Genomic DNA, 12352 nt, shown 5'->3' on the forward strand with positions numbered 1-12352 from the left:
GCTTCGCGCTAAATCTCGTATTCGTTAAAAGTAGCACTGGTCAAGACGTTGCTCGTGAGGCGCTTACGATTGCAACGGCATCCGAAGATGGAGTGTTGAGCATGGAAGCAGCCCCACGCATGGTCATCATCATCGCCGGCCCGAACGGTGCCGAAAAGACCACGTTCGCACGCGAATTTCTCCCGAGAGAAGCTGCATGTCCGGTGTTCGTCAATGCCGACCTGATCGCAGCAGGACTGGCGCCATTTGCACCGGAGACGGCCGCATTGCAAGCCGGGCGTCTGATGCTTCAGGAACTTGCGCGCCACTTCACCGCTCACACCAGTTTTGCATTTGAAACGACGCTTTCAGGTCGGGGCTATCTGCGCCAGATTAGAAAATGGCAAAAAAACTGGCTATCGCGTTAAACTTATTTCTCTGCAATTAGCCAGTGCAGAAGAAGCCATCGCTTGCGTGGCGCAAAGGGTCAAGCAAGGCGGCCATCACATCCCCGAAGACGTGATTCGTCGCCGCTTTGTCGCTGGAAAAAACAATTTTGAGCAACTCTATGCACCTGTCGTAGACGCTTGGGCTTTATATGACAATGCCGGCTCCGTACCGGCGCTCATCGACTGGAGCGAACGACCATGAACAAACAGCCCATTGAGCAAGCTCGGGATCGCGATTTGCGCCTCTCACAAGTCGCCCTGCAACGCGCAGCGCATCGTGCACATGACCTGGCAAAAACGACTGGCACAACGATCGTCGTCAGCCATGACGGCGTCATCGAACACCTCAATCCCGAGCCCAGGGAAGATACGACTCAAAAATAAACACGATGATTGAATATCCTTGTGTCGGCGGTTCGATTCCGCCCCGGGCCACGAATAAAATCAAGGGCTTAGCTTCTGCCAGGTCCTTTTTTCCTTACTACAATTCTCCTTTATTTCTACAGATAGCCGCACGCCCACAGCGTTTGGATCGTCCACATGCCAACGCGGCATGTAACGGGTATCTGGCAAAACACTACGCTTTTTAAGCATTGGAGCGTAGCCATGCGCTGCACCCCAAGGACGCCTTGACTACGAATTACTACGCCGCAGGCACCTCTGGTCATCGCATAACGACCATTACGCGCAACCGTAAGTTCATCGCGTACACAAATCACAAATTCAACGCGAGGACACCATGTCTAAGCAAACGCTGAATAAAGCCGATTCCAAGAATGAAAATGGCTGATTACCCCTCCAGCAAATCTTATTCTCGAAAAAGTGGATGCAAAGCCGAAGAAACTGGGAACTGGACGACATGGTGTTTTTGAACCCTGAGCGAAAGCAGGTTGGATGACGGCTGAGGCGACAACTACCTTGCTGACACAAACCGTGAAATTAGTCATCTTCATTCTTGGATTCGACTTTATTCAGTGGTTCCTTAACAAATTTTCTCGATATTTATTTGCTCATCAATCTGCCATAAAGAAGCGTGGCAAAGTCTCTGTTTGTGGCAACAAACATATGCACAAAAATTTCCTCCCCTTTTATCTGATAAATGACTGTAGTTTTCCCTACCAGACGTTGGCGGTAATGAACAAGACCAATCGCTTCAATTTCTTCAGGAACGAATCCAGCCAGAGGCATATCGGCTATTTGCTTGAACATCGTCTTGAAGTCTGCTTCAACGGCCTTCCAGACCTGATCGCCGAATGTTCTTTTCTCATAACCGCGTATTTCACGATAGTCATCCTTGGCATAAGCGAGGACCTGGAGTTTGTAGCTCATTACTGATTTTCCTTGTCCATCTCAGCAAAGAAAGAATCGGCATCCTGGAACTTACCTTCTTCAATTTGTTTATTACCCAGCGCGAGGATTTTTAGTAATGCCATCGTTTCCTGCTGCTTCTGGTAGCTGTCGATGCCCATGACAACCATCTTTGCTTCCCCATTCTGCGTAATGATCAACGGGTCGCGGTGATTCTCGCTGAAATCCCTGGCAATCTCAGCCGCGTTTGCTTTCAGGAATGAGATGGGTTTGATTTGTTCGGAAAGCTTCATGATCGATCCTGATCGGTGATTGGAACCAGGTCCAACTATAGTCAGAATATGGTTCTGTCGCGAGGCGCCGCGGCTGTCCAAGCCAAATTTTCGGCGGTGGAATAATCACCTGTTCTGTGGCGCCATTTTTCCACCACCAAATTGATCCGATGAACAGCACATAACGCCAGCCATCACCAGGTGGCATTTTTGTTTCTGAAACTTGAATGCAATCTCTTTGCGGTCTCGACACACTGCCAGGGTGGTTATTACATTTCTTAAACTGCGAGTCGGCGTGCCCGCCTGGTCCAGACCGAAGCCCGACAACAAGTCCCCGGCGTGCAGGAACGGAAGTGCCAATCCATCACCGCGAATCTGCACCCAGCACCGAACAGCGTTACAACCAGACCCATTTTCAGGGACGCTCCCCTGCCGCCAGACGACGTTCAATATCCGTCAGAACCGGAGCCAGGTCCGCCACGCTATCGATCACGTAATGCGCACCTGCAGCGTCAAATGCCGGTGTCACCTTGCTGCGGATGGCAGCCAACTGCGCTGGCGTGGCGGCCTGGTATTGCGCCAGCGTCAAGCCAGCCGGGCTACCCGAGAGCGCCAAACCCACCGTCCACATACCGGCGCTCACGCCTTCGGAAATGCCCGGCAGCGTGTCATCGACCTTGACGCAATGGGCGACGTCGCCGACCTTGAGTTCGAGCACGCATTGCAGCGCCATCCAGGGACCGGGGCGCGCGCCGGCGGCCAGGTCGTCGGCGCACACGGTGCAATCCGGGCGGTAGCCTTTGGCTGCAGCTTCCACCATTAGCCGGTCCATGACCTGGCGCGGATAGCCGGTGGTCGAGCCGATTTTCAGACCCTGCTGGCGTAGTGCTGCCACGGTGTCCTGCGCGCCCGGAATGAGGTCGCTGTGCGCGCCCACGCGCGCCACTTGCAGGGGCAAAAAAGTGCGGTAAATGTGGTCGATATCGTCGTGGCCCATGGGCTTGCCAAACTGGGCTTGCCAGCGCGCGCCGATCACCGGGTCGTTGCCCAGGGCTTCAATGTGCTGCCACTTGCCAAGACCCATGGGGCCACGTGCGTCGTCGAGCGTCAACGTGAAATCGAAGGCAGCAGCGAAGGCATCGACAAAAATCTGCGTGGGAGCGAACGAACCAAAATCGACGATGGTGCCGGCCCAGTCAAAAATTACGGCTTCGAGCATGTGTTTCATGTGAGTGTGTTCCATGTAGTGGTTCAAATTAACCGGTGGATTTGGTGGCACGCGCATGGGCGCAGGCCTGGAGAAAAGCGGGATCAAAAGGGTCGATCTGCAAAGCGCGCGCCGGATCGAGGCGGCGGGCATCCACAAACGGCGTGTCGCCGCAAATCAGCTCGGCGATCAGTCGCCCGACCCCGGCGGAATAGGTGATGCCCGATCCGTTGCAACCGCTCGCCACCAGCAAACCGCTGATGCTGTCGCTGGCGCCCACAATGGGTTGCCCGTCCGGCGTGTAATTGCTCGGACCGGTGATGTAGTGCGCAATGCCCAGCCGTTCCAGCGCAGGAAAGTAGCGGCAAAGGGGCGCGAACGCCTGCGCCAGATTGTCCCAGCCGTCCGGGTCGGCCATGTCATAGACAAAGCCTTGCAGGTTCTCGGGCAAGTCTTGCGGAGACACCACGACGGGCGCGCTTTCACGCACGCCGAACAGCAGTGCACCCACTTCCGGTCGGGCATAGGCACGGATGTCGCTCATGAACACGATGGGGCCGCCGGGGTTCAGTTCTGGCGCGCGCCCGGTGATCCAGTACTGGCTGCGCACGGGAGCCATGGGCAACGGCAAGCTGAGCGGGACGCTGAGCAAATTACTCCAGGCGCCGGCAGCGTTCACCACCGTGCGCGCAGGCAGCACGGTACCGTCTTCAAGCGCGACACCGGTCACTGCACCTGACAGGTGCCGGATGTGCGCCACACGGGTATCGACTCGCAGCCGGACGCCCATCTGCTGAGCACCGCGCAAGTAGGCGCTGGACAGCAAGTAGGGGTCCACGACGCACTCATCCGGAAAGTATGTCGCCACATCAAACGCCGCGGGAGCCAGCCAGGGCGACCGGGCCAGCACCTGTGCCTGGTCCAGCCACTGCCCCCGGATGCCTGCCGCCGTGCACGTAGCCAGCATCTGCGCCAGCGCCGGTTGCTGAGCCAGCGGTCCGATATGCAGCGCACCGACGCGGTGGCAGCCGACGTCTTCACTAAAACCGGTCTTGAGCAGCTTGATGGCGGCCAGTGTTTCACCCGCCAGCGCTTGCAGGACCGGGTCGGCGCGCACCTGCGTGACCAGGCCCGCCGCCCGACTGGTGGCGCCACTGGCCGGAGGCTGTCGATCCACAATCAGCACCCGCCGCCCCAGGCCCCGGCGCCCCAGAGACCAGGCAATGGCCGCGCCAAAAATCCCGCAGCCAATGATCAGAATATCGCGATGCATGGTGTACTCCTGCTGGCTCAGACGACCGCCATTGCGTCCGTTGCACCCCTTGCACCCATGACGCCCATCGCGGCCAGCGTCGCTGCGATGGCGTCCACCACATGCACCAGATCCTGCGGCGTGAGGGCACCGATGCAACCGACCCGGAAGGTCTCGATCCGGGTGAGTTTGCCGGGGTAGAGGATGAAGCCGCGTTCGCGTACGCCCTGATAAAAAGTCTGAAAGTCGTAGGCCGCGTGCTGTGGCGCATGGAACGTGACGATGATGGGCGCCTGGAACTGAGCGGCCACATACGGGAGCAAACCCAGCCGCGCCATGCCTTGTGTCAGGGCCGCGCAATTGGCACGGTAACGCGCACCGCGCACGGCCTGACCGCCCTCTTCCTGGTATTGGGCCAGCGCTTCGTGCAGCGCCACCACCACATGCGTGGGCGGAGTAAAGCGCCACTGCGTGGTCTTCTGCATGTAGATCCACTGGTCATGCAAGTCCATCGCCAGCGAATGGCTGTTGCCGGCACTGGCGGCCAGCTTGTCGCGCGCCGCAATCACAAAGCCGATGCCCGGCACGCCTTCGAGGCACTTGCCGGAGGCGGCAATCAGGGCGTCAAACGGCATGGTGCGCACGTCGATCTCAATCGCTGCGAACGAACTCATGGCGTCGATGATCAGGCCACGCTGCTGGCGCGCGACGGCAGCGGCGATCTCCGGTAGCGGATTCAGGATGCCGGTGCCGGTTTCGCAATGAACCAGCGCCACGTGGCTGATGTCCGGGTCGGCCATCAGTGCGGACTCGATTGCCAGCGGATCAAACGGGCAGTTCTCGGCGGTAGGCAACTCCACGGCCTCGCGCCCGAGAATTTTTAGAATTTTCAGGATGCGCGCGCAGTACGCGCCATTGTTGGGCACCAGTACCTTGGCACCACGTGGCACCAGCGTGCCCAGCGCCGCTTCGACCGAGAACGTGCCCGAGCCTTGCAAAGGGACACAGACATGCGTCTCAGCGCCGTGGACGATGTCTACCAGTTGCCGGCACACCTCGGCGGTGATGTGATTGAAGGCGGCGTCCCATGAACCCCAGTCATGCAGCATGGCCTGCTTGGTGCGCAGACTGGTGGTCAGCGGGCCGGGGGTCAGCAAGAGCGGGTCGCGGTCTATGGCATGCATGGTGTGATTCCTTGAAAGTTAACGGGTGAGCTGGCGCCAGGCCTGGTGGCGGCGCAGCAGAAAGTGGGTGGCGACGGAATACAGGACGCTCACCGAAATGGTGGTCAGCACGATCAGCGTGGCCATCGCGGCGGCAGGTCCCAGGTCGCCGGATTCATCCAGATGCAGGATGGAGACTGATGCCGGCATGTTCCCCGGCGCGTACAGGAACACCAGCGCCGACACCGTGGTCATGGCGTTGATGAACAGGTAGCGCGCAATCTCCAGCACGGTGGGCAGACAGATCGGCAACGTCACACGCCAAAAAGTCGTCGCCTGCGACACCCGCAGCGAGGCCGATACCGATTCGAATTCACGGTCGATGCTTTTCAGGGCGGTCAGTGCGCTCAGGTGGCAGGACGTGTAGTAATGCACGACATTGGCCAGCACCATGATGGCCAGCGTCTGGTACAGGCCGTTGAGCGGATTGCCGGGAGCATTGAAAAACAGGATGTAGCCGATGCCCAGCACCAGCCCCGGCACGCCCATCGGCAAGGTGGCAAGGATGCGAATCAGCGGTCGCAGCCAGCCCGGTCCGGTGTGGGTTTTTTCGACCAGGTACGCGGTCACAAAAATGAAGGGGGTTCCGACCAGCGCCGTCAGTGCGCCGATGGTCAAACTGTTGAGGTAGGCGTCGAGTACCCCGGCCTCGGCCAGACCGTACAGGTAATGGTTCAGCGTCAGTTCCAGGTTGTAGGGCCAAAAGCGCACCACGGAGGTATAAGCCGCCATGCCCAGCATGGCCAGCATGACGGTGCCGATCACGCCGCAATACACCAGCAAGGCCAGATCGCGGCGCAGATCAGGCCGTGGCACATACGGTACGGCGCGCGCACTGAGACTGGCGTGCTGCTTGCGCTGTATGGTCCAGTCGGCGGCAAACGCCAGCAACACCGGCGCCAGTAGCAGCAAGGCCACCACAGCGCCACGCCCGAAGTTGTGCATGCCCACCACCTGAATGTAGATTTCCACCGCCAGAACAGGGAAGTTACCCCCGATCACTTTGGGTATGCCAAATTCGCTCACCGAATACGAGAACACGACCAGCGCTGCGCTGATCAATCCGTACTTTGCACCGGGCAAGGTGATGGTCCTGAACTTGCGCCAGCGTGATGCCCCCAGCGCGTCGGCGGCCTCATACAGACGGCCATCGGTAGTGGCCAGCGCCACCACCAGCAACATCAGGGCATGCGGAAAACTGGCGTACACCGTGGCCATGGTGATGCCTATCGGGCCATATACCGAGTGCTCGCCCAGCCAGCTTTTCAGGACGCCCTGCGTGCCAAACCATTGAATGAAGGCAATCGCACCCACCAGCGACGGCCCGGCCAGCGCCGACAAACCGACAATGCGCCACGCGCCGGTCAACGGCAGACACGCGCGTTGCAGGGCGTAGGCATAGACAAACGCCAGCGGCACCGTGATCAGTGTCACCAGCGTCGCCACCCACAGGGTGTTCCAGGTTGCCGTGGCGACACCCGGCGTATTGGCAAAGTCGACAAACCGCAACAAACTCCAATGCCCCTGGTCGTCCAGCACGCTACCGATCAGTAACGTGCACAGCGGCGCCAGCATGAAAACGCACAATGCCAGCGCACTCAGGAGCAGCAATCCGGCAGGCCAGCTGACTACCCCGTTGCGCGGGGAACTCGCCATATTCATGTGGATGACGTCATCGGGCGCAGACGTTCGGCAGGAATACTGACGCGCAGCAGCGCACCCGGATGGATGGAACTCCCCTCCAGATAGTTACTGGAAAATTGTGCCACCAGCGGTTTGCGCTGATCCATGTCGGTATCGAGCGTGACGAGGTAACTTGAGCCCATGAATTCAGACTTGCTCACCGTGGCAGTGAAGCTGTTTTCGGGTGTGTCGGTGATGGCGTGCAGGCCGATGTCTTCCGGGCGGACATAAAAGCGCGGGGCAGCAACGTCCACGGCGGCACTGGCACAGCGCAAGCGCACCTTGCCGAACAAAAAGTTACCCTGCGCCTGCGACGTGGCCTCCAGCAGATTGCCCCGGCCGATGAAGTCCGCCACAAAATCATTGCAGGGCGCGCGGTAAATCTCCTGCGGGGTTCCGATCTGCTGAATGCGGCCACTGTTCATGACGACAATGCGATCGGCCATCGACAGCGCTTCTTCCTGGTCGTGCGTCACCATCAGCGTGGTGATGCCGAGTCTGGATTGCAGTTGCCTGATTTCAGAACGCAGACGCACACGCTCGATGGCGTCCAGCGCCGACAACGGTTCATCAAGCAGCAACAGGTGCGGTGATGTGGCCAGTGCGCGCGCCAGGGCCACACGCTGCTGTTGCCCCCCGGACAACTGGGTGGGATATTTTTGCTCGCACCCGGGCAAACCGACCAGGTCCAGCATGTCGGCCACGCGCTGTAGCGCCCCCACCGCTCCCGCCACGCCGATCTTGCGACGACTGTTGAGGCCGTAGGCGATGTTGTCAGCCACGCTCAGGTTGGGAAACAGAGCGTAGGACTGAAACACGATCCCGTAATCCCGCTGCGCCGGCGACGCATGCGAGATGTCGTGACCCGCATGCATGATCTCGCCACTGTCCTGGCGCTCCAGCCCGGCAATGGTGCGCAATAACGTGGTTTTGCCGCAGCCGGACGGCCCCAGCAACACCACGAACTCGCCCTGCGCGACGCTCAGATCGATACGATCGAGTGCGGTGAAGCTCCCAAAACGCTTACTTAGTTGCTTAATTTCAAGATGCGCCATGGCAGATCATCCTTTCCAATGCTTCGCAGGACAAAAAGTGCCGTTACTTCTTCGGCTCGGACTTGGTCGAATAGCGCTTTTGCCATTCAGCCAGCACCGTCGCGCGCTGTTTGCCAATTTTTTCGAAATCGTTTTTGACCAGGCGCTGCTCGTAATCGGCGGGCACATATTTCAACCGGGTGGTGATGCCAGGCCATGCCACCACGGCAAAGTTCTTGGCATATAACGCATTGGCTTCGCGGCTGGAGGCCCAGTCCGCCAGCTGCTTGGCAGCATCGAGTTGTGGTGTGCCCTTGACGATGGCGAACGACTCGATATCCCAGCCCAGCCCCTCTTTCGGAAAGATGATGTCGATCGGTGCGCCCTTGGCGCGTATCGTGTTGGCGCGATATTCAAACGAAATACCGACCGGAAACTCGCCATTGCCCGCCATCACACAGGGCTTGGAGCCCGAATGCGTGTAGACCGCCACGTTCTCATGCAGCTTGTCCATGTAAGCCCAACCGCCTTTTTCACCAAACATTTGCAACCAGGCGGTCACGTCCAGAAAACCGGTGCCCGATGAGTTCGGGTTGGGCATGACGATCTTGCCCTTGAACTCGGGGCGCAACAGGTCATTCCAGCTGTCAATACGCGGTAGGCCTTGTTTTTGGAGTTCCACCAGGTTGTAGCAAATGGCGGCGCCCCACACATTCATGCCGACCCAGGCGGGTGGATTGGATACCGCACGAAAGCGCGGATTGAGCGACTTCAGGTGCGCTGGCGCATAGGGTTGCAACATGCCTTCTTGCTCGAACACCACCATGCTGGTGGCCGCAACACCCATGACCATGTCGGCCACGGGCTTGCTTTTTTCTGCCAGCAACTTGGCGGTGATGATGCCGGTGGAGTCGCGCGTCCACTTGATCTCGATATCGGGATGGGTCTTGTTGAAAGACTCCTGATACGCCTTCAATTGATCGGTCTCCAATGCGGTGTACACATTGAGTACCGTCTTCTGGGCCAGCGCCGGCATGGCGGTGGCGAGGGCCAGACTGGCAGCAGCAAGACTGCGAACAAGACGATTGAATTGCATTGTGGTTCTCCGGAAAATGGATGGTTGGAACGGTGCAGGCTCGTCGTTTCTATGAAGTCGACGCGTCAGCTTCATAGAATTTTGGCAAGCTTAACGAGGTAATGTGACAAGTTGTTGACAATATACAAAATGGATTCTTGCCCTATACTGCAGCCACTGCCAACAAGGAAAAGCCCATGCAAAGCGCACTATCTCCCCCACTTTCAGGCAGCGTGCTGTCCCTGGTGCAAAGCACGTCGCTCACCCGTCTGGTAGCCGATTCCGTTGAGGAACTCATTCTCTCGGGCGAACTGGCAGCGGGTGCCAAACTCAACGAAGTGGCGCTGGCGGAACGCTTTGGCGTCTCGCGCGGTCCTTTGCGTGAAGCGTTCCGACTGCTCGAAGAAGCCGGGCTGATCGACCAGAAAAAAAACCGCGGTGCCTTTGTGCGCGTTATCGAGTTGCGTGAGGCCGCCGAGCTGTACGAAGTGCGCGCCGGGCTGGATGCCACCGCCGGGCGTTTGCTGGCCGAGCGTATCGACGACACGCAATTGCGTACCCTGCGCCAACTTACCGATCAAATGACATCGGTCGACGACAATGACGTCGAGCAATTCCATAGTCTGAATCTGGCCTTTCACGACCAGATCATCGCGATGACAGGCAACCGGACGCTGACCGACGCCTACCGCAAACTGGCCAAGCTGCTGGTGCTGTTTCGCAAGCGCAACTTGCTGACTCCCATGGCGATCCCGTACTTTGCCCAGGAGCACAGCGCCATTGTGGATATGCTGGAACAGCGTGATGCCCGTGGCTGCGCCGAGGCGCTGTATGCCCACGCACAGGGCGGGCGTCAACGCATGCTGCGTGATGGCGAACTGGCTGGAGCGGCAGGCGTGGAAGGGATGGCACATGGCGGCTGACTTCGACCGGGCAGAGGGCGATGTCAACCTCGGCGACCGTCGCCAGGCGTGGCAAGCCGCCCATCTGGACGACACCACCCGCGCGTTGCTGGAGGAAGACCAGCGCTGGTTCCTGCACCAGTCCATGTCCACGCCCTGTCTCAATGCCCTGACCGGTGCCCGGGGTGCGTGGCTCACGGATGTCGCCGGGCGACGCATTCTGGATTTTCATGGCAACAGCCTGCACCAGATCGGCTATGGCCACCCCAAGGTCATGGCCGCGCTGCGCGACACGCTCGAGCAACTGCCCTTTAGCCCGCGCCGCTACACCAACCGTCCCGCCATCGATCTGGCGCGCCGCCTGTGCATGGCGGCACCGATCGAGAACGCCAAATTGCTGTTTGCTCCCGGCGGCTCGGCGGCCATCGGCATGGCGCTCAAACTGGCCCGCCTGGTGACGGGACGCTTCAAGACGATCTCGATGTGGGATTCCTTTCACGGCGCGTCGCTGGATGCCATCTCCATAGGCGGTGAAGCCGTGTTCCGCCGGGGCATTGGGCCCTTGCTGCCGGGCACCGAGCACGTCCCGCCCTGCGATCCGCGCAACTGTGTATTTGGCTGCGCGGGCCAATGCGCATTGCGCTGCGTGGACTACATCGAGTACTGCCTGAAAAAGGAAGGCGATGTAGCGGCCGTGATTGTGGAAACGGTGCGCTGCACCGACGTCCAGGTGCCGCCGCCGGACTACTACCAACGACTGCGTGACATCTGCCACCGCCACGGCACCCTGCTGATTCTGGACGAAATCCCCATCGCACTAGGACGCACAGGCCATCTGTTTGCTGTCGAGCGCTACGGGATCGAGCCCGACATGCTGGTCATCGGCAAAGGCCTGGGCGGCGCCAGCATGCCGCTGGCCGCCCTGATTGCGCGTGCCGACTTTGACGTGGGACAGCATATTTCTCTGGGTCACTACACCCATGAGAAAAACCCGATGGCCTGCGCCGCCGGGCTGGCCGTGCTGGACGTGATAGACGAAGAACAATTGCTGGCTCGCAGCCAGCGGCTGGGCCAGCAGGTGGTAGCCCGGTTGCGACAACTGGCGACGACCTTGCCCGCCATTGCCGAAGTGCGCGGTGCAGGCCTGCTGGTGGGTATCGAACTCTGCAGCATCGGCACCCGCGACGCCGCCGACCTGGCGGAAGCCGTACTGTATCGCTGCCTGAGTGCGGGTTTGTCGTTCAAAGTGGGGCAAGGCAATGTGCTGGTCCTGTCGCCGCCCTTGAATATCGAGGAAGACGACCTGTGGTGGGCCATCGACCAGATCGCCAGCGCACTGCATGCTGAATGCGCCGCCTGATAGCAATGCATTGCGTGTCAAAGTCACCGCTGCCATTCTGGCTGCGGCACTGTTACACGCCAGCTGGAACGCCCTGATCAAAGGCGCAGGTGACACAGGTTTGTACACCTTGCTGCATGCCTGTAGCGGCGTGATCGGTCTGATTGGCTTGCTGATTACGGGGCTGCCGGCCAGCGAAAGCTGGCCTTATGCCGCAATGTCCGCGCAGCTGCACACCGTCTGTATTGCAGGCTCGATGCGGGCCTACGAAGGCGGGAAACTGGCGGTCAGTTATGTGCTGATGCGGGGCCTGCTACCGCTGCTCATTGGGTTGGTCATGATGCGGCTTTGACGCGCCGGGGGTAGACCCTACCAGGCGCTTACGCGAAATTGGCCCCTTGCATTCAAGTCGCTTTGCACGGGCTGGCTGGGCCACACAGCAGCTCGACTTTTCACAGCGACACAGGCATTTAACGCCAGGGCCAGGGCTAGCTTCGGCATTGATGACTCAAACTTGATTTCAAGCCGTCAGCCACGCTGGTTCCAGATTGGCGCCTCCGGAGATTACGCCATCCTCGCCTCAGCTTTGGTCAGACTTCCGGCGAATGAATTCCGAAGGTCGCAGCCCG

The 12352-nt window shown here is 59.5% G+C and carries 12 protein-coding genes and 1 pseudogene; 5 read left to right on the forward strand and 8 right to left on the reverse strand.

The genetic code is table 11. The features are described from left to right. Window positions 1-407 (forward strand): ATPase (locus ABD720_RS16680; protein WP_486303574.1); only part of this gene is annotated, 407 nt, incomplete at its 5' end. A 351-nt stretch (window positions 408-758) separates the two neighbouring features. Further along, window positions 759-863: pseudogene (locus tag ABD720_RS16685) on the forward strand. Window positions 864-1430: 567 nt separating this feature from the next. Here ABD720_RS16685 and ABD720_RS16690 read toward each other — a convergent pair. From ABD720_RS16690 to ABD720_RS16725, 8 genes are all read right to left on the reverse strand, one after another. Next, a complete protein-coding gene (locus tag ABD720_RS16690; protein ID WP_344764990.1) occupies window positions 1431-1757 on the reverse strand; it encodes a type II toxin-antitoxin system RelE/ParE family toxin in 327 nt (108 codons plus the stop codon). Continuing rightward, a complete protein-coding gene (locus tag ABD720_RS16695; RefSeq protein ID WP_344764992.1) occupies window positions 1757-2029 on the reverse strand; it encodes a type II toxin-antitoxin system Phd/YefM family antitoxin in 273 nt (90 codons plus the stop codon). Before ABD720_RS16695 ends, ABD720_RS16690 begins: the two co-directional genes overlap by 1 nt. A 394-nt stretch (window positions 2030-2423) precedes the next feature. Next, window positions 2424-3236 (reverse strand): phosphonoacetaldehyde hydrolase, encoded by an 813-nt coding sequence (phnX, locus tag ABD720_RS16700; protein WP_344764995.1) that lies wholly within the window; start codon window positions 3234-3236, stop codon window positions 2424-2426. A 28-nt stretch (window positions 3237-3264) separates the two neighbouring features. Beyond that, window positions 3265-4488: an NAD(P)/FAD-dependent oxidoreductase gene (locus tag ABD720_RS16705; protein ID WP_344764997.1), complete on the reverse strand. Its 1224-nt coding sequence runs from the start codon at window positions 4486-4488 to the stop codon at window positions 3265-3267. A 17-nt stretch (window positions 4489-4505) separates the two neighbouring features. Beyond that, window positions 4506-5651, reverse strand: coding sequence for a 2-aminoethylphosphonate--pyruvate transaminase (locus tag ABD720_RS16710; RefSeq protein WP_344764999.1), 1146 nt, complete (start codon window positions 5649-5651; stop codon window positions 4506-4508). An 18-nt stretch (window positions 5652-5669) separates the two neighbouring features. Continuing rightward, window positions 5670-7352, reverse strand: a complete 1683-nt coding sequence (locus ABD720_RS16715; protein ID WP_344765001.1) for a putative 2-aminoethylphosphonate ABC transporter permease subunit — start codon at window positions 7350-7352, stop codon at window positions 5670-5672. Then, complete coding sequence (locus ABD720_RS16720) at window positions 7349-8428, reverse strand: putative 2-aminoethylphosphonate ABC transporter ATP-binding protein (RefSeq protein ID WP_344765002.1); 1080 nt, start codon at window positions 8426-8428, stop codon at window positions 7349-7351. Before ABD720_RS16720 ends, ABD720_RS16715 begins: the two co-directional genes overlap by 4 nt. 43 nt (window positions 8429-8471) lie before the next feature. After that, window positions 8472-9503: a putative 2-aminoethylphosphonate ABC transporter substrate-binding protein gene (locus tag ABD720_RS16725; RefSeq protein ID WP_344765003.1), complete on the reverse strand. Its 1032-nt coding sequence runs from the start codon at window positions 9501-9503 to the stop codon at window positions 8472-8474. Window positions 9504-9679: 176 nt separating this feature from the next. On the opposite strand from ABD720_RS16725, the gene ABD720_RS16730 reads away from it, so the two are divergent. From ABD720_RS16730 to ABD720_RS16740, 3 genes are read left to right on the forward strand one after another with little or no spacing between them, the layout of a single operon-like run. After that, window positions 9680-10405 carry an FCD domain-containing protein gene (locus tag ABD720_RS16730; RefSeq protein WP_344765005.1) on the forward strand — a complete coding sequence of 242 codons (726 nt, stop codon included), beginning with the start codon at window positions 9680-9682 and terminating at the stop codon, window positions 10403-10405. Beyond that, entirely contained in the window at window positions 10353-11744 is a 1392-nt protein-coding gene (pbfA, locus tag ABD720_RS16735) for a (R)-1-hydroxy-2-aminoethylphosphonate ammonia-lyase (protein ID WP_344765007.1), read from the forward strand. The genes ABD720_RS16730 and pbfA overlap by 53 nt, the downstream gene beginning before the upstream one ends. After that, window positions 11725-12075, forward strand: a complete 351-nt coding sequence (locus tag ABD720_RS16740) for a hypothetical protein (protein WP_344765009.1) — start codon at window positions 11725-11727, stop codon at window positions 12073-12075. The genes pbfA and ABD720_RS16740 overlap by 20 nt, the downstream gene beginning before the upstream one ends. Window positions 12076-12352 lie beyond the last annotated feature (277 nt).

Origin of the sequence: Actimicrobium antarcticum, assembly GCF_039536745.1 — a bacterium.
Classification (GTDB): domain Bacteria; phylum Pseudomonadota; class Gammaproteobacteria; order Burkholderiales; family Burkholderiaceae_D; genus Actimicrobium; species Actimicrobium antarcticum.